At 72.8% G+C, this 18,220-nt stretch carries 11 protein-coding genes; 2 read left to right on the forward strand and 9 right to left on the reverse strand.

Annotated elements, in window-relative coordinates:
• The coding region (gene adh, locus VJ693_RS13485) for an aldehyde dehydrogenase (protein WP_324154879.1) at positions 1 to 1,498 on the reverse strand (1,498 nt) is incomplete at its 3' end.
• A 324-nt stretch (positions 1,499 to 1,822) separates the two neighbouring features.
• Here adh and VJ693_RS13490 point away from each other — a divergent pair.
• Positions 1,823 to 9,964, forward strand: coding sequence for a GH36-type glycosyl hydrolase domain-containing protein (locus VJ693_RS13490; protein WP_324154881.1), 8,142 nt, complete (start codon positions 1,823 to 1,825; stop codon positions 9,962 to 9,964).
• A gap of 16 nt (positions 9,965 to 9,980) precedes the next feature.
• Here VJ693_RS13490 and VJ693_RS13495 read toward each other — a convergent pair whose 3' ends face one another.
• The 3 genes from VJ693_RS13495 to VJ693_RS13505 all read right to left on the reverse strand — a co-directional run bounded on the left by VJ693_RS13495 (position 9,981) and on the right by VJ693_RS13505 (position 12,413).
• Entirely contained in the window at positions 9,981 to 10,220 is a 240-nt protein-coding gene (locus VJ693_RS13495) for a hypothetical protein (protein ID WP_324154882.1), read from the reverse strand.
• Positions 10,213 to 10,872, reverse strand: a complete 660-nt coding sequence (locus tag VJ693_RS13500) for a dienelactone hydrolase family protein (protein WP_414652281.1) — start codon at positions 10,870 to 10,872, stop codon at positions 10,213 to 10,215. Before VJ693_RS13500 ends, VJ693_RS13495 begins: the two co-directional genes overlap by 8 nt.
• Before the next feature lie 98 nt (positions 10,873 to 10,970).
• Positions 10,971 to 12,413 (reverse strand): homospermidine synthase, encoded by a 1,443-nt coding sequence (locus tag VJ693_RS13505; protein ID WP_324154886.1) that lies wholly within the window; start codon positions 12,411 to 12,413, stop codon positions 10,971 to 10,973.
• A 264-nt stretch (positions 12,414 to 12,677) separates the two neighbouring features.
• Here VJ693_RS13505 and VJ693_RS13510 point away from each other — a divergent pair, with 264 nt between their 5' ends.
• Entirely contained in the window at positions 12,678 to 14,276 is a 1,599-nt protein-coding gene (locus VJ693_RS13510; RefSeq protein WP_324154888.1) for a GGDEF domain-containing protein, read from the forward strand.
• Here the strand turns inward: VJ693_RS13510 and VJ693_RS13515 are convergent.
• From VJ693_RS13515 to VJ693_RS13535, 5 genes are read right to left on the reverse strand one after another with little or no spacing between them, the layout of a single operon-like run.
• The gene (locus VJ693_RS13515) at positions 14,263 to 15,573 is read right to left on the reverse strand and encodes a wax ester/triacylglycerol synthase domain-containing protein (RefSeq protein WP_324154890.1); all 1,311 of its coding nucleotides are present in this window, start codon (positions 15,571 to 15,573) and stop codon (positions 14,263 to 14,265) included. The two genes, VJ693_RS13510 and VJ693_RS13515, sit on opposite strands and share 14 nt — an antisense overlap.
• Positions 15,570 to 15,776: a hypothetical protein gene (locus VJ693_RS13520; RefSeq protein ID WP_324154892.1), complete on the reverse strand. Its 207-nt coding sequence runs from the start codon at positions 15,774 to 15,776 to the stop codon at positions 15,570 to 15,572. The genes VJ693_RS13515 and VJ693_RS13520 overlap by 4 nt, the downstream gene beginning before the upstream one ends.
• A 3-nt stretch (positions 15,777 to 15,779) precedes the next feature.
• Positions 15,780 to 16,034, reverse strand: a complete 255-nt coding sequence (locus tag VJ693_RS13525) for an acyl carrier protein (protein WP_324154894.1) — start codon at positions 16,032 to 16,034, stop codon at positions 15,780 to 15,782.
• 49 nt (positions 16,035 to 16,083) lie between these two features.
• Positions 16,084 to 17,217, reverse strand: a complete 1,134-nt coding sequence (locus tag VJ693_RS13530) for a dihydrolipoamide acetyltransferase family protein (protein WP_324154896.1) — start codon at positions 17,215 to 17,217, stop codon at positions 16,084 to 16,086.
• Positions 17,214 to 18,212, reverse strand: a complete 999-nt coding sequence (locus VJ693_RS13535; protein ID WP_324154898.1) for an alpha-ketoacid dehydrogenase subunit beta — start codon at positions 18,210 to 18,212, stop codon at positions 17,214 to 17,216. Before VJ693_RS13535 ends, VJ693_RS13530 begins: the two co-directional genes overlap by 4 nt.
• Positions 18,213 to 18,220 lie beyond the last annotated feature (8 nt).

Here is an 18,220-nt window from a genome sequence, read left to right on the forward strand (position 1 = left end):
GGCTGTAGCTGACCAGCAGGTTCTTGGTCTGCTGGTAGTGATCCAGCATCATCTTGTGGGTCTCGCGTCCCATGCCCGACTGCTTGTATCCGCCGAACGCGGCGTGCGCCGGGTAGGCGTGATAGCAGTTGGTCCACACCCGTCCCGCCTTGATGGCCCGGCCCATCCGGTAGCAGGTATTCGCGTCCCGGCTCCAGACCCCGGCCCCCAGCCCGTAGAGCGTGTCGTTGGCGATGGCGAGCGCGTCGTCGGCGGTCTTGAACTTCGTCACCGACACCACCGGCCCGAAGATCTCCTCCTGGAAGATCCGCATCCGGTTGTGGCCCTCGAAGATCGTGGGCTGGACGTAATACCCGTCCTTGAGCTCACCCGGGTGCACCCGGCGGGCGCCACCGGTCAGCAGCTTTGCCCCCTCCTTCTTCCCGATGTCGATGTAGCTCAGGATCTTCTCGAGCTGGTCGTTGGAGGCCTGGGCGCCGATCATCGTCTTGGGGTCGAGCGGATTCCCCTCGACGATCTGCCTGGTCCGGGCCACCGCCCGCTCCATGAACTTGTCGTAGATCGACTCCTGCACCAGCGCCCGCGAGGGACAGGTGCAGACTTCGCCCTGGTTGAGCGCGAACATGGTGAAGCCTTCCAGGGTCTTGTCGAAGAAGTCGTCGTCCGCTTCCATCACGTCGGCGAAGAAGATGTTGGGCGACTTGCCGCCCAGCTCCAGCGTGACGGGGATCAGGTTCTGGCTGGCGTACTGCATGATCAGGCGGCCCGTGCCCGTCTCGCCGGTGAAGGCGATCTTGGCGATGCGCGAGCTGCTCGCCAGCGGCTTGCCGGCCTCGAGGCCGAAGCCGTTGACGACATTGAGCACGCCGGGCGGCAGCAGGTCGCCGACGACTTCCATCAGCACCAGGATCGACACCGGCGTCTGCTCGGCGGGCTTGAGCACGATGCAGTTGCCGGCCGCCAGCGCCGGCGCGACCTTCCAGGCGGCCATCAGCAGCGGGAAGTTCCACGGGATGATCTGGCCGACCACGCCCAGCGGCTCATGCAGGTGGTAGGCCATGGTCTCGTGGTCGACTTCGCCGATGGTGCCTTCCTGGGCGCGCACGCAGGCCGCGAAGTAGCGGAAGTGGTCGACGGCCAGCGGCAGGTCGGCGGCCATCGTCTCGCGGATCGGCTTGCCGTTGTCCCAGGTCTCGGCGGTGGCGAGCAGCTCCAGGTTCTGCTCCATCCGGTCGGCGATGCGGTTAAGGATGTTGGCCCGCTCGGTGGTCGAGGTCTTGCCCCAGGCGGCCTTGGCGGCGTGGGCGGCATCCAGCGCGCGCTCGACGTCGGCCGCGGTCGAGCGCGGGATCTCGCAGAAGGCCTTGCCGGTGACGGGGGTGATGTTCTCGAAATACTCATTGCCGGCCGGGGCGACCCACTGGCCGTTGATGTAGTTGCCGTAGCGCTTCTTGAAGCTGACGGGGAAGCCGAAACGGCCGGGTTCGAGCATGTCCATGCGTGTCTCCAGGGAATCAGGGCACGGTGCCCTGCGTGTCACAGCGAAAGAGGCTGCGGGTTGCCTGGTGCCAGCGGCGTGCCAGCCCCGATCGGTCGCGCTGTCACCGCAAAAGGACCAGAATCGGGCGATTGGCCGCGGGTTGACCCTGAGCGCGCGTTCCAAGTTGGGCAGGTATGCACGGTCGTGCCGTACCGCGGCGGCGCAGCCTGCGCCAGGCGGGATGCCCGCGATTGCTGCTGATCAAGGCCGGCGTGCCGCGATGGGGCGATCGTCGCGAATCAGCGCCCCGCCGGCCGCCGGCATTCCCGACAGGAGAGCGTGGTGAACCCAGGCAGCCCCTTGCGACGAGAGGCCCAGCACTTCATCGACCCGCGGCGCGGGCCGTTGCCGGCTCCCGTGCGCTCGGTGCTCTTCGGCCTGGAGCGCTTTCGCCAGCATGGCATCAGCCTGGCGCAGGCGCAGCCCGTCGAGCGGCGGCGGGCCTGGCGGCGCCGCGTGCGCGCCCCGCGCTTCTTCCCGCGGCTCGAGTCCAACGTGCGCATGCTCGAGCGCACCCGGCGCTACCTCGAGTTGCTCGAGCACGAAGGCGACGCGCTCAGCCCCGCGGCCGAATGGCTGCTCGACAACTTCCACCTGATCGAGGCCCAGTTGCCCGACATCCGCAGCGGCATGCCGCGCGGCTACTACGCGCAGCTGCCCAAGCTGCGCACGCCGCCGCTGGCCGGGCTGCCGCGCGTCTACGGCATCGCCTGGGCCTACGTCGCCCACACCGACGCCAACTTCGACGCCGCGCTGCTCGCGCACTTCCTCAAGGCCTACCAGGAGATCGACCAGCTCACGCTCGGCGAGCTTTGGGCGCTGCCAAGCACGCTGCGCGTCGTGCTGCTCGAGAACCTCGGCCGGCTCGCCGAGGACGTGGCCACCGCCAAGGCCGCGCGCGAGGCGGCCAACTGGTGCTGCGACCGGGAGTCGACGCTGCCGCTGGCGCAGCTCGACGCCATGTTCCAACGGGTCGACGAGCGTGGCGTGCGCCTGGTCTTCCTGTCGCAGCTGGTCCAGCGCCTGCGCAGCCAGGAGCCGCCTGGCCCGGGCGCCGAGCCCTCGCGCTTCGCAGCCTGGCTGGATGACAAGGTGCACGACCCCAGCGCGCTGCTCGCCGCGGCGCAGGAGGCCCAGGCGGCCGACAACGTCAGTGTCGGCAACGCGGTGACGGCGCTGCGCAAGATCAACAACCTGGACTGGGTCGAGCTGGTGGCCCAGGTCAGCCCGGTGCTGCAGGTGCTGGCGCGTGCGCCGGCTTTCCTGGCCGACAGCGAGCTGACGCGCGACCAGACCACGCATGCGATCGAGCGGCTGGCGCGCCGCCTGCGCCGGCCCGAGCTGGAGGTGGCGCGCAAGGTGCTGCAGCTGTGCGAGGCGGACGCCGCGGATCCCTCGCACGGCCCGGCGCACTGGACGATCGGCGCCGGCCGACAGGCGCTGGTGGCCATGCTGGGCGCACCGGCCGAGGCGGCCGAAGAGGCGGTCACTCAGTGGTGGGGCCGCTGGCGCACCACGCTGTACGGCACCACGCTGGCGATGGGCGCGGCCGCGCTGCTGGCCTGGCTGCTGCAGGGGCAGCAGCCGCTCGGTGCGCTGGGCGTCGCCGCGCTGGTGCTGATGGTGATCCCGGTGCTGGAGTGCGTGGTCGCGCTGGTTCACCGCGTGCTGACCGAGGCCGTGCGCGTGCAGCGCCTGCCGCGTCTGGCGCTGGACGATGGCCTGCTGCCCGGGCACCGCACGCTGGTCGTCGTGCCCTGCCTGCTCAGCTCGGCGGCCACCGTCGAATCGCTGGTCGACCGGCTGACGCAGCACCACCTGGCGAACCCGGAAGCCGAGACCTCGTTCGTGCTGCTGAGCGACTGGGTCGACGCGCGCGCGGCCACGCTGGCGGAAGACGCGCCCTTGCTCGATGCGGCGCGCGCCGGCATCGAGCGCCTGAACCGCCAGTACGCCGGCCCCGACGCCGGCCCGCGCTTCCTGCTGCTGCACCGGCAGCGCAGCTGGAGCGAGAGCGAAGGCGTCTGGATGGGCTGGGAGCGCAAGCGCGGCAAGATCGAGCAGCTGCTCGCGTTGCTGGCGGCTGACGGGGATGACCCGTCTCCCTTCGTCGATCTGGGGCTGCTGTCACGCCCGCCCATCGGCGTGCGTTACGCGGTCGTGCTCGACGCTGACACCGAGCTGCCGCCCGGCGCGCTGCGCGAGATGGTGGCGATCGCGGCCCACCCGCTGAACCACCCGCGCATCGACGAACGTAGCCGCCGCGTGGTCAGCGGCTACGGGATCCTGCAGCCGCGCGTGGCGATGCCGTTCCCGGCCGCCAGCGAGATCACCGCCTACGGCTGGCTGTTCGCGGCGCCGTGGGGCACCGACGCGTACAACGGCGGCAGCTCCGAGGTCTACCAGGACGTGTTCGGCGAGGGCAGCTTCGTCGGCAAGGGCCTGTTCGACGTGCATGCGGTGCACGACGTGCTGGAGGGCCGGGTCGCCCCCGGCAAGCTGCTCAGCCATGACCTGTTCGAGGGCCTGTGGGCCCGCTGCGCCTTCCTCAGCGACGTCGTCGTGCTGGAGAGCCACCCGATGCACCCCGAGGTCGCCGCCTCGCGCGTGCACCGCTGGACGCGCGGCGACTGGCAGCTGCTGGCCTTCCTCGGCGCCGTGCTGCGCGGCGGCGTGGGCGCGGTGAACGTCTGGAAGGTGCTGGACAACCTGCGCCGCAGCCTGCTCGCGCCGGCCTGCGTGGCGCTGCTGTGGCTGGCCTTCACGACGGGGGTCGTCGGGCCGGGCGTGGCGGTCGCGCTGGTGCTGGCGGCCTATGGCCTCGGGCCGATGGTCGGCGCCGTGGCCGGGCTCGCGCCCGGGCGTGGCCACCTCGCCTGGGGCCACCTGGCCCGCGAGGCCGGGCGCGAACTCGGGCGGGCGGCCGCCGGCGCGCTGTGGCACATCGCCACGCTGCTGTACGCGGCCGCCTTGCAGCTCGACGCGATCGTGCGCGCGCTGTGGCGCATGGCGGTCAGCCGCCATGGCCTGCTGCAATGGACGACCGCGGCACAGGCCCAGGCCTTGTCGCGCCGCGACCTGGCCGGCTTCTGCCGCCGGCACGCCGGGGTGACGCTGACGGCCGTGGCCTGGGTGGCGCTGGGCTGGATGGTGCCGGGCGCGGCGCGCGGCTGGCTGCTGGGTGCCGGCCTGCTGTGGGCCGCGACACCGTTGTGGCTGTGGGCCAGCGCGCAGCCGCTGCGCCGCGCGCCGCGCGATGCGCTGAGCGGGGCCGACCGCGAGTACCTGCTCGGCGTGGCGCGCGACACCTGGAGCTACTTCGCCGACTGCGTGACGGCCGAAGACCACGAGCTGCCGCCCGACAACCTGCAGCTCGAGCCGCAGCCCATGCTCGCGCGCCGCACCTCGCCGACGAACATCGGCTTCTACCTGCTGAGCGCCCTGTGCGCACGGCGTTTCGGCTTCATCGACGTGGCCGAGCTCGGCGCGCGCGTCGACCGCACGCTCGCCACGCTGGAGCGCCTGCCGCGCCACCGTGGCCACTTCTACAACTGGATCGATACCGAGACGCTGCAGACGTTGCCGCCGGCCTATGTGTCGGCGGTCGACAGCGGCAACCTCGCCGGCGCGCTGTGGGCCCTGGCCCAGGCGTGCCGTGAAGAGGGCGGTCAAGCGTGGGCCGAACGCGCCGCCCGCGCCGATGCGCTGGCCGGCGCGATGGACTTCCGCTTCCTCTACGACCGCAAGCGCCGCCTGTTCCACATCGGCTACCGGCACGACGACGCGACGCTGGACCCGGCCTACTACGACCTGCTGGCCTCCGAATCGCGGCTGACCAGCTTCGTCGCAATCGCCAAGGGCGACGTCTCGCGCCGCCACTGGGAGTCGCTCGGCCGGCCCTTCGTCGCCTGCCGCGGCGACCCGGCGCTGCGCTCCTGGTCCGGCTCGATGTTCGAGTACCTGATGCCGGCGCTGCTGATGGAGGAGCCCAGCGGCGGCCTGCTGCGGCGCATGGAACGCGTCGCGGTGCAGGCCCAGCGCGCCTTCGGCGAGCGCCACGGCGTGCCCTGGGGGGTTTCCGAATGCGCCTACTTCGCGCAGGACCACACGCTGGCCTTCCAGTACTCGCCCTTCGGCGTGCCGGCACTCGCGCTGCGCCGCACGCCGCCCGAAGACCGGGTGATCGCGCCTTACGCCACCGCGCTCGCGCTGCTGGTCGATCCGCCGGCGGCGCTGGCCAACCTGCGCAGCATCGAGCGCCATGGCGGCCGGGAACGCCACGGCTTCATCGAGGCGCTGGACTTCTCGCGCTCGCGCGCCGGCGAGGGCGGGGCGCCGCAGCGCGTGGCGACGTTCATGGCGCACCACCAGGGCATGAGCCTGGTCGCGCTGACCGACTTGCTGTGCGACGGCGCACCGCGCGGCTGGTTCGGCCGCGCGCCGCTGGTGCGCGCGCACGCCCGCCTGCTGCACGAGCGCATGCCGCGCGAGATCGTGCTGCAGGAGCCGATCCTGTCGCGCGAGCCGCCGCCGCCGGCCGAGGAGGCCGCCACCGTGGTGCGAGAGTTCGGGCTGGCCATGCCGCTGGCGCTGCCGCCCACGCATTGGCTGGGCAACGGCAGCTACAGCGTCGCCTTGCGGCCCAATGGCGCCGGGCAGAGCCGCTGGCGTGGCCACGCGATCAGCCGCGCCCGCGACGACCTGCTGCGCGATGCCTACGGCAGCTGGCTGATGCTGCGCTGCCCGGGCCGCGCGGCTTTCGAATCCTTGACCCAGGCGCCGTGCCCGCGCCCCGGTGCCAGCTACCTGACGCGCTTCTTCGCCGACCACGTCGAGTTCCACCGCCGCTGCGATGCCTTCGAGGCCGAGACGGCGGTGTGGGTCAGCGCCGACGAGGATGTCGAATTCCGCCAGGTCACGCTGCACAACCTGTCCGACGCCAGCGTGACGGTCGAGCTGGTGAGCTGGTTCGAGGCGGCGCTGAGCCCGCAGGCGGCCGACGAGTCGCACCCGGCCTTCGCCAACCTGTTCGTGCAGGCCCATGCGCTGGACCCGCGCGCCGCGCTGCTCGAGCGTCGGCCACGCCTGCCGGGCGAGCAGGGCCTGTGGGTCGCGCATTTCCTCGGTGCCTGCGACGTGGAGCCCGAGGCGGTGGCGGTGTGCTGCGACCGCGAGGCCCTGTTGCCGCGCGGCGGCCGGCTCGACCAGTTGCACGGCGGCCCGCCGACCCGGCCGCTGGCCGACGGCCGGCTCGACACCGGGCTGGACCCCGTGGCATCGCTGACGGTGTGCGTGAGCATCGCGCCACGGGCGCGTACCACGCTGACCTTCGCCACCGCCGCCGCGCCCGACGCCGACACGCTGCTGAGCTGGATGGACGAGTACCGCCAGGACGTGCACGTCGCGCGGTCGCGCCGCATGGCCGCGGCGCTGGCGCGCATCCGCCAGCGGGAGCTGCGCCTGGTCGCCGCCGACCTGCATGCGACGCAGGACATGGCCACGCTGGTGGTGATGAACCGTTCGCACCGCCGCGCGCCACCGGCACTGGCGCTGGACCGGCGCGCGCTGTGGCGCTTCGGCGTCTCGGGGGACCGGCCGATCATCGTGGCGCGCATCGGCGCCGCGCAGGGCCTGCCCGCCGTGCGCGCGCTGCTGGCCGCACTGCGGCTGTGGGAGCTGGCCGGCCTGGCGATCGATCTGGTGATCGTCAACGGCGAGCCGGCCTCGTACCTGATGCCGCTGCAGGACCAGATCGCCAGCCTGCGCCACAGCCTGGATGGCGGGCGCATCGTGCAGCCCGAGCGCGGCTCGGTCGTCGTGCTGCGCCAGCCCGACATCTCGCCGGCCGAGGCCGCGGCACTGCACGCGGTGGCCCGGCTCGATCTGGTGACCGACGGGAGGCCGCTGCCGCGCCTGCTGGCGCTGGCCACGGCCGACGAGACCGCTTCGCGTCTGGCCTCCGCGCCGCGCCGGCCCGCGCCTTGGCCCGACGCGCTGGCGCCGAGCCGCCTTGCCGACGGCGGCCGCCGCTTCGAGATCGACATCGACGCCGCCCACGTCACGCCGCGCCCCTGGGCCAACGTGATCGCCAACAAGGACTTCGGCTGCCTGGTCACCGAATCCGGCGGCGGATTCACCTGGGCCGGCAACAGCCGCATGAACCAGCTCACGCCCTGGAGCAACGACCCGCTGCTGGACCCGCCGGGCGAGCACTTCCTGCTGCAGGACACCACCCACGGCGTCGGCGCCGCCCCGTGGTTCGGCGCCCTGCCGACACTCGACCGCAACGGCAGCGCCGGCTACCGGGTGCGGCACACGCAGGGCGTCAGCGAATTCACGCACGAGCGGCAGCGCCTGAGCGTGCAGGCGCGGCTGGCCGTGCACCCGACGGAGGCGGTGAAGTGCCTGCACCTGCGCCTGGGCAACCTCGGCGGCGAAACGCGCCGCCTGCGCCTGCTCGGCCTGGTGGAGTGGGTGCTGGGGGCACAGCGGCGCGAGCGCATGACGCTGGCCACCGAGTACGTGCACGACGCACAGGCCGTGCTCGCGCGCCAGCTCGAGCACCAGGGCGGCTTCGGCGAGGGCGCGGCCTTCCTGATGCTGCACGGGCTGCCGGTGCAGCGCTGGACCTGCGCGCGCAGCGAGTTCTTCGATGCCCACGGCGGGCTGGACGTGGCCGAGCGCCTGCAGGGTGCCAGTGGCTTCGGGCTGGACCCGTGCGGCGCGCTCGATGCGGTGGCGACGCTCGCCGTCGGCCAGCACATCGATGTCTACTGGGTCATCGGCTACGCGCCGGGCCGCGAGGCGGCGCTGGCGCTGGCGCGGCGCATGGCGGTGCCCGGCGCGCTGGCAGGCCTGGCCGACCAGGCCGCCGCGGCGTGGGACGAACGGCTCGGCGCGATCCAGGTGCACACGCCCGATCCGCTGTTCGACGCCATGGTCAACCGCTGGTGGCTGTACCAGTCGGTCGGCTGCCGCATGTGGGCCAAGGCGGGCTTCTACCAGGTCAGTGGCGCCACCGGTTTTCGCGACCAGCTGCAGGACGCGCTCGCGCTGGCCTGGGGCGAGCCGGCGGCCCTGCGCGAGCAGATCCTGCTGCACGCGACGCGGCAGTTCCCCGAGGGCGACGTGCAGCACTGGTGGCACGCGCCCACCGGCGCCGGCGTGCGCACCCATTTCAGCGACGACCTGCTGTGGCTGCCGTTCGCGGTGCAGCACCACCTCGCATCGCTCGGCGACGGCGGGCTGCTCGACACCGAGCTGCCGTTCCTCGACGGCCCGCCGGTGCCCGAGGGCGCGGAAGATGCCTACTACGTGCCGAGCACCAGCGCCCAGACGGCGACGCTGTACGAGCACGCCGCGCGGGCCATCGACCACGCGCTGCGCTTCGGGGCGCACGGCCTGCCGCTGATGGGCAGCGGCGACTGGAACGACGGCATGAACCGCGTCGGCCACGGCGGGCAGGGCGAGTCGGTCTGGGTCGGCTGGTTCCTGCTGGCCATCCTGCCGCCGTGGCAGCGCCTGGCCGAGGCGCGCGGCGACCACCAGCGCGCGGGGCACTGGGCCGCATCCGAGGCGGCGCTGGAACGCGCGATGCGCGATTCGGCCTGGGACGGCGAATGGTTCCGCCGCGCCTACTTCGACAACGGCCAGCCGCTGGGCTCGCAGCTCAACACCGAGTGCCGCATCGACCTGATCGCCCAGGCCTGGGCGGTGTTCGTGCGGCCGCCGGGCGACGCCCAGGCGGCGCAAGCCATGGCCGCGGCCGATGCGCAGCTGGTGGACCGCACGCATGGCCTGATCCGCCTGCTCGACCCGCCGCTGCAGCGCTCGGAAGACCACGCCGGCTACATCCAGTCCTACCCGCCGGGCGTGCGCGAGAACGGCGGCCAGTATTCGCACGCCGCGGCCTGGGCCCTGATCGCGCAGGCCCGGCTGGGCCATGAAGCGAAGGTGGCCGAGTACCTCGCGATGCTGAGCCCGGCCCACCGTGCGCGCAGCGAGGCCGAACAGCGCCGCTACCGGCTCGAGCCCTACGTGATGCCGGGCGACATCTACGCCGCGCCGCCCTACGAGGGCCGCGGCGGCTGGAGTTGGTACAGCGGCTCGGCGGCCTGGATCTGGCGCGCCGCCGTCGAAGCCATCCTGGGCCTCGAGCAGCGCCCGGGCGGCCTGCGCGTCTCACCCTGCCTGCCGCCGGATTGGCCGCAGGCGCGGGTGGATTTGCGGATCCAGGGCCGCCGCCTGCAAGTGCTGCTGCAACGCGCGCCGGTGTTGCCGGGCGGCGTGCTGCCGCTGCAGCGGGGCACCTGGGTCGAGCTGGCGTCGCTGGCCGACGGCGTGACGCTGGGGGTGCTGGTGCCGGCCGGCGCCGACCAGCCGGTCGGCGCGCTGGGCACGCCGATCGGTGCCGTGGGGCGCTGAGACCGCGAGCGTGCCGTCAGGCGGCCAGCGAAGAGGCTGCCGCCAGCAGCACCAGCAACAGCGCCGTGGTCACCAGGTGCTTGTGCAGGAAGGCCAGGCCGACCAGCACCACGTGGCGCAGGCTCTCTCGGCGGTTGTGCGGCCCCGCGCAGCGTCGCAGCTGGTCGGCCAGCGCGCCATGGTCGGACTGGACGAAATCCAGCACCTGCGAGTGCTGGTGCAGCAGACCGTGGTGGAAGTGCAGTCGCTCAGCCACGGCGAGTCTCCTTGGCGGCAGCGGCGAGGTGGGTGGTGAACCAGCGCCCCGCGAGTTGGGTCACGCGCTCCAGCGCGCCGCTTTCCTCGAACAAGTGGGTAGCGCCCGGCACGACGGCCAGCTCGCTGGGCTTGCGCAATTGGGTGAGCGCTTCGCGGTTCAAGGCGAGCACCTCGGCGTCGGCGCCGCCGACGATCAGCAGCGTCGGCGCGGTGACGCGGCGCAGCGCATCCTTGGCCAGGTCGGGCCGGCCGCCGCGCGAGACGACCGCCTTGACGCGCTTGGGCCGCTCGGCCGCGCCGAACAGGGCAGCGGCCGCGCCGGTGCTGGCGCCGAACAGCCCCAGCGGCAGGTTGGCCAGCGCGGGGCGGCGGTCGAGCCAGTCGATCGCCTCGACGATGCGCTGGCCGAGCAGCTCGATGTCGAATACGTTGCGCCGGTCCTCGGCCTCGGCCGGCAGCAGCAGGTCGAACAGCAGGGTGGCGAGGTCTTCGTCGTTCAGTGCCCGGGCCACCTGCTGGTTGCGCGGGCTGCGGCGCGAACTGCCGCTGCCATGCGCGAAGACCACCAGCCCGCGGGCCTGCGGCGGGACGATCAGGTCGCCATCGAGCGCCTGTGGCCCGATCTGGACCCGTTTGGGCGTCAACAGCAGGTCTTGCATGGTCCTTGTCTCCTTCAATCGATCGGCGGTCCCGAACGTGGGTGCTATTTATGCGCGGGTGGCGGCCGGCATGCTTGCGAAGCGTCAATTCAAGCGACGCGGAAATTGCGGAACTGCCAGGGGTCTTCCCGGTCGAGTTCCTCGTCGAACAGCCAAGCCCGGCCAACCAGCGGCGTCCAGTCGCTATAGGCGCCGACCAGGTCGCCCAGGTACGGCTGCATGAGATCCAGCATCTGCGCGAAAGGCAGGTCGTCTGCTTCCACGATGCCGGCGGCGGGATGGCGCATCGCCCAGACCACGCCGGCCATCACCGCGGCGGTCACCTGCAAGCTGGTTGCGCTGTTGTGCGGGCACAGGGCCCGTGCGTCGGCCGTCGAAAGGCGCGAACCGAGCCAGTATGCGCCTTTGGCGTGCCCCATGAGCAGCACGCCCAATTCGTCCCTACCGGCGGGTTCGATCTCGTCCTTCAGCACCCGTTCCCCTTCGCCGAGGCGCCACTCGCGGGCGGCTGCGTCGGCCAACGACAGCACGGCGTCGTCGCAGGGCCGGTAGGCGTAGTGCACGGTGGGCCGGTAGCGCGGCGCCGCCGCGTCGCCGAGCGTCAGGTGGTCGGCGATCGAGATCGATTCGGCGTGCGTCACCAGAAAGGCCTGCTGCGGCCCGGCCAGCGGCGTCCAGCTGCGCACCCGGGTGGCGGCGCCCGGCCGGTTCAGGTAGATCGCGGCCTGGCAGCCGCTGTCGTGGCGGCGGGCGTCGGCCGGCCATTCGCGCTCGTGGGTGCCCCAGCCGAGTTCGGCCGGCTGGTGGCAGGCCTCGTCGACGAAACCCTCGACCGACCAGGTGTTGAGGAACTCGCCGGGCCGGCGCGGCGGCTGGCCGGGCGCGGCCACCTGCCAGTCGCGCTCGGCGATGTGGATCACGCGCACGCCCAGGCCCTCGGCGAGCGCGGCCCAGCCGTCGCGCCGGGTCGGCGCGGCGACCGGCGCACCCACGTCGCGCGCCAGGTCGATCAGGGCCTGCTTGACGAGGTAGGACACCATGCCCGGGTTGGCGCCATGGGCGAGCAGCGCGGTGGGCCCCTCGTTGCCTGGCGCGCGCAGGGCCAGCGCCTGCTCGCGAAAGGCGTAATTGGTGCGCCCGGCCACTTGCAGGCGGGTGTCGGTGTAGCCGCCGTCCCAGGGCTCGACGCAGGTGTCGAGGTACAGCGCGCCCAGTTCCCGGCACAGGGCGATCAGCGCGAGGCTGCTGACGTTGACCGACAGGTTCAGCACGAAGTCGCTCGCGCCGATGCGGCGCTGCAGTTCCTGGCGCAGATTCGCCGGCGTCAGCTCGACCGCCTCGGCCACCACGCCGTGGGCGCGCGCGATGCCGCTCGGGTCGCCGCGGCGCGACAGCACCAGCAACTGCTCGGGTGGCATCTCGATGTGGCGCAGCAGCAGCGGCAGCACGCCCTGGCCGATCGAGCCGAAGCCGATGATCAGCAGGCGGCCGCCATATCGGTGATGGTGTTGTGGGTATCGGGCAGGGCCCATGTCTCGCTCCCGGGCAAAACGGCTGGTTGCATTCTTTGCACGCACGACCAGACTCGCTTGCGTGCGATCAAGCCACGACCGGGTACCGTGCCTAGAGTCAAAAGAACACCCGTCGTTGGGAAGGAAATCGTCGCCGTGATGAGCGCAAACAGCGTGCCCGAACCGCAGGGGCAGTCCAGCGCGGCCGAGCCGACGCCGAAGATGAATGCAGACTCGGGGTGGCGGCGAGCGAGTCGGAGTTGCCGCCTGCGCCCGGCGCCGACGGTGCGCGCCAAGCTGCTGCGCTTGGTACTCGTGTGCATCGTGCCGGTGTCGCTGGCCGCGGCCGCGGCAATCGTCGCGGTGTACCGGGAGAGCCAGGCCAGTCTCGTCGCCCATGCCCGGGCCGATGCGCGCGCGCTGAGCCTGGCGACCGACGCCGAACTCGGCCGGGCGGTGGCGGCGCTGCAGGGCCTGGCGACCTCGCCGGCCATCGTGTCGCAGGACTGGGCCCGCTTCCGTGCCCAGGCCCTGCAGGTGCTGTCCCAGCAGGATGGCAGCCACATCGTCGTGACCAGCGCCGACAACCGCCAGGCCCTGAACACGCTGCGGGCCGAAGGGACCGCGGCGCCCGAGGCGGACAGTCCGGCACGCCTGATGGACGCGATCGCGGCCGACAAGCCCGTCGCATCGGATCTGTACCTCGGCGCGGCGGCCCGGCGGCCGCTGCTGGCCGTGGCGGTGCCGGTGCACGAGGACGAGCGAATTCCGTACTACCTGGCGCTGGCCTTCCGGCCCGAGCGGCTGGCGGCGCCATTGGCCTCGGCGCCGCTGGCCGGCGAGGCGTTCGCATCGATCGTCGACGGCGCCGGCATGGTCGTCATGCGCACCGGCCAGGCCGGAACCGTCAGCGGTCGGCCGGCCTTGCCCGCGCTGCGCGAGGCGATGGCGCACGCGCCCGAGGGCGTCATCGACGGCGACATGCTCGACGGCGTGCCGGTGTTCGCCGCCTATGTGCGCTCACCGATGTCCGGCTGGACGGTGGTCGTCGGCATGCCGCAGGCCACGCTGCTTGCGGCCCTGGGCCCGTGGGTGGTGGGGCTGCTGGTCATCAGCCTGAGCCTGCTGCTGATCGCCGTGTACGCTTCGCGCCGCATGGCGGACCGGATCGAGCGCTCGATCGCTGCGCTGATCCCGCCGGCCGCGGCGCTGGGCGAAGGCGCACCGGTGGCCGTGCAGGCGCAGGGGCTGGCCGAGGTCGACGCGGTCGGCGCGGCGCTGACGCGGGCCGCCGGGTTGCTGAGCGCGCGCACGGCCGAGCGTGACGAGGCCACGCGAGGTCGCGAGGCGATGCGCGCGCGCAGCCAGCGCCTGGCCCACGCGGCCAGCCACGACGCCTTGACGGGCCTGCTGAACCGCGCACGCTTCGGCATCGAGATCGAGGCACGCCTGGCCGATGCCCGGCGCGGGGGCGGCCGGCTGACGCTGTGCTTCATCGACATCGACGACTTCAAGCCGGTCAACGACCTGCACGGCCACGCCGTCGGCGACGAACTGCTCCATGCCTTCGCGCAGCGCCTGCGCGACGGCGTGCGAGCTTCCGACCCGGTGGCTCGCCTGGGCGGCGACGAATTCGCCGTGCTGCTCGACGGCATGTCCCCGCACGAAGCCATGCCGGTGGCGCAGACCCTGATCGATCGCCTGTCGCGGCCCTACGCGGTGCGCCAGGAGCGCATCGTCATCTCGGCCTGCATCGGCCTGGCCGGCTTCCCCGACCATGCGGAGACGGCGGGCAAGCTGCTCGAGCAGGCCGACGCCGCGATGTACCGCGGCAAGCAGGCCGGCAAGCGGCACTGCACGGTGTCGGGCTTCATGGACCTGTGATCGGCCGGCAGCGCCCGAGTGCGGCGAACTCGCGCTCGAAGCCGCGCGCGATCGCCTCGGGGTCGGGCACCAGCCGCGCATCGGCGATCACGCCCAGCGTGACCTGGCCGGCGTAGCTGAGGATGCTCAGGCCCATGCCGACCTCGGTGCCTGGGTGCGGCACGCAGAACAGCAGGCGCTCGACCTCGGCACCCGCCAGCTTGACCGGCGCGCTCGGGCCGATCACGTTGGTCATCACGACGCTGGTCTTGCTCGCGAACAGCAGGCTCGCCACGTCCTGCACGGCCTTGGGGCCGCGGCCGAAGATGTCGAACAGCAGCCACATCGCCAGCGGCTCGGCCGAGTGTTTCAGCGCTTCCATCCGCTCGCGGGTCAGCGCGAGGCGCTGCGCGGCGCGGGGTGTGTCGACCGGCAGATCGAGGATCACGAGGCCGAACTCGTTGCCCAGCCGGTCGGCATGCTCGGGCGGCCGAAGGTCGACCGGCACCATTGCGCGCAGCGTGCGGCCGGTGAGCGCGGCGCCGCGGTGGTGCAGGTAGCCGCGCAGCGCGCCGGCCACGGCCGCGACCAGCACGTCGTTGAGCTTGGCGCCGTGCGCGGCACCGATGGCCCTGGTGTCGGCCAGCGGCAGGGGCTTCGACCAGGCCACGCGCTTGGCCAGGCCGAACTCGCCCTTGAACGGCGACGGCGGGTCCGGCCACTTCAGCAGGTCGGCGACGAGCGTCGCGCCGCCGCGCAGCGCCAGCGCGGCCTTGTCCGCCAGGCCCGGCGGTGCCTGGCGCTCGCGGCGCGGCGGAGCCACCGGGCGCGCGGCGGCGGGCATGTCGAACAGGCGCGCGCCGACGGTCATCATGGCCCGGCCGTCGCCCAGGCAGTGGTGGTAGCGCAGCACCAGGGCGCTGCCGCGGCCGACCCGCTCGACAAGGACCATCTGCCACAGCGGGCGGCTGCGGTCCAGCGGGGTGCTGGCCAGTTCGTCGAGCAAGGTGCGCAGCGCGGCCTGGTTGCGCGGTGCGGGCAGGGCGGCGTGGTGCAGGTGCGCGTCGAGGTCGAAGTCGGGCACTTCTTCCCAGGCGGGCTCGGGCAGCAGCAGGCCATGCTCGACGACGCGCTGGCGAAAGCGCGGAAAGCTCAGCAGGCGGCGCCGCACGAGCGCCCGCAGGCGGGTGAAGTCGACGGGCGTGCGGGTGATCGACACGCCGATCACCACCGCCGGGTTGGCCGGGCCGTCGATGTGCAGCCAGGCGGCGTCGACGGGGTCCAGCGGCTCGGCGGCGGGCGGCCCGTCCGGCGTCATGCCCAGCCGTCCTCGTCCGGCAGGTCGAGGTCGGGGTGGTGGTGCGCGGCCCATTCCTTGGCCTTGGCGATCGCGATGCGAATCGCCTTGCCTTCGTCCATGCCTTCGGCGAGCAGGGCGTTGGCGATCTCGATCGCCTTGTCGCGCACCAGCAGCGGCAGATGGCGCATCGAGACGGGGTAGCGCTCGGCCGTCCAGGGCATGGCTCAGCTCCGGCCGCGCTTGTCCGCCAGATAGACGACCAGCGCATCGAGCGAATCGACGCGGCCGTAGTCGGCCTCGGGCACCTCGACACCCAGGCGCTCGTGCAGCGCGATCAGCAGGTTCAGGAAATCGAAGGAATCGAGGTCGAGCTGCGCGCGCAGCGAGCGCGCCGGGTCGACGGTGGCGAAATCGGCCTCGGGGGCGATGGCGAGCACCGCTTCGATCACCGCTTGCCGGACGCTCTCACGGTCGTTCATGTTCAGTGCTCCACGGTGCGGCTGACCGGAAGGAAGCGTGGGGGCCGTTTCACGGCAGGTCAGGCTGTGCGAGGCGCCGCTGCACCGCGGCGAGGAAGCGCGCGCCGATCAGGCCGTCGCTGGCGCGGTGGTCGGCGGCGAGCGACAGGTGCACGGTGCGTGCCGCGATGACCGCGCCGTCCTGCACCACCGGGCGCGAGGCGACGCGGCCCAGGCCGATCAGTGCGACCTGCGGCGGGTAGATCACGCCGTAGACCATGTCGGTGCCCAGCTCGCCCAGGTTGGTGACGGTGGCGGTGGAGTCGGCCAGGTCCGAGCTGCGCAGCTGGCCGGTGCGCGCGCGCGTCAGCGCCTCGCGCAGGGCCTGCATCAGCTCGGGCAGCGGCAGGCGATCGGCATCGTGGACGGTGGGCACGACCAAGCCGCCGCTGCGCAACGCGGTGACGACGCCCAGGTGCACCGAGGCCGAGGGCTCGAAGCGCCCGCCGACGAAGCGGCCGTTCAGCTCCGGCGCCTCGCGCAGCGACAGCGCGATGGCGCGCAGCGCCAGGGCCGCGAACAGCACGCGGTCGGCCAGCGCACGGCCGGTGTTGAAACCCTCCAGCGCCCTCAGCGCAGGCTCGACCAGAGTCTCGCAGCCGAGGTAGTAATGCGGGATCTCGCGCTTGGAGCGGGCCATTGCGGCGGCGATCGCGGCGCGCATGCCGCTTTCGCCCGCCACCGGCGCCGCCCGCGGGCCAGCGGCTTGCTCGATATCGGCCAGCGTGAGCGGGGCGCCCGCGTTGGCCGCCAGCGTGTCCAGATCGACACCGAGCTCGGCGGCCCGGCGGCGCGCCGCGGGCGAGATGCGCAGCGCGGGCGCCGTCGCCGGCGCGGATGCAGTGGCCGGCACAGCCGCCGCCGGCGCGGTGGCCTCGGCCTGGCGAGCCACCGCGTGCCAATCCTCCGCGGCGTCGGCCAGCCAGGCCAGCGTGTGGCCCACCGGCAGGCGCTGGCCCGGTTCGGCGACGAGTTTCGCCACGGTGCCGTCCTGCCAGACCTCGACGTCGATCGCGCCTTTCTGCGTCTCGACCACGCAGGCGATGTCGCCGCGCTTCACGGCCTGGCCCGGCTCGACGTTCCAGCGCACGAACTCGGCGTCGTCCATGTCGGCGCCGAAGGAGGGCAGGCGCAGCTCGATCATCGGCCCAGCACCTCGTGCACCGCCGCGACGATGCGCGGCACGTTGGGCAGCGCGGCGTCCTCCAGGTGCTTGGGGTAGGGAATGGGCACCTCGGCGCTGCACACCCGGGCCAGCGGCGCATCGAGCTCGTAGAAGCCCTGCTCGACGATGGTGGCGATGATCTCGCCGGCCAGGCTGCCGGTCTTCCAGCCTTCGTCGACGACCACGGCGCGCCGCGTGCGGCCCACGCTGGCGGCAATGGCGGGCACATCCAGCGGGCGCAGCACCCGCAAGTCCAGCACCTCGGCTTCGATGCCCTCGGCTTCGATGCCCTCGGCAGCGAGCGCCTCGGCCGCCGCCAGGCAGCGCGGCAGCGAGCCGCCGAAGGTGATGAGGCTGATGTCGCGGCCCGCGCGGCGCACGGCGGCATGGTCGATGTCCACCGGCGCGGGCTCGCCGGCCAGCTCGCCCTCGGCGTTCAGCAGCAGCGCGTGCTCGAAGATCACCACCGGGTCGTCGCAGCGCAGGGCCGCCAGCAGCATGCCGCGCGCATCCTCCAGCGTGGCCGGCGCCAGCACGCGCAGGCCCGGCACGTGGGCGTACCACGCCTCGAGGCTGTGCGAGTGCTGCGCCGCGAGCTGCCGTCCGGCGCCGGTGGTCATGCGGATCACGACCGGCACGCCCACCTGGCCGCCCGACATGTGGCGCAGCGTGGCCGCGTTGTTGACGATCTGGTCCAGCGCCAGCAGGCTGAAGTTCACCGTCATCACCTCGACGATGGGCTTCATGCCGTTGATCGCCGCGCCGATGCCGCAGCCGACGAAGGCCGATTCCGACAGCGGCGTGTCGCGCACGCGCTCCTCGCCGAACTCCTCCAGCAGGCCCTTGCTGACCGCGTAGGTGCCGCCGTAGCGGCCGACGTCCTCGCCCAGCAGGAAGACGCGCTCGTCGCCCAGCAGCGCCGCGCGCAGGCCGGCGCGCAGGGCGTCGCGGTAGGTCGTGCGTGCCAGGCTCATAGGCGTAC

Source organism: Ideonella sp., from assembly GCF_035254525.1.
Lineage (GTDB): Bacteria > Pseudomonadota > Gammaproteobacteria > Burkholderiales > Burkholderiaceae_C > Ideonella.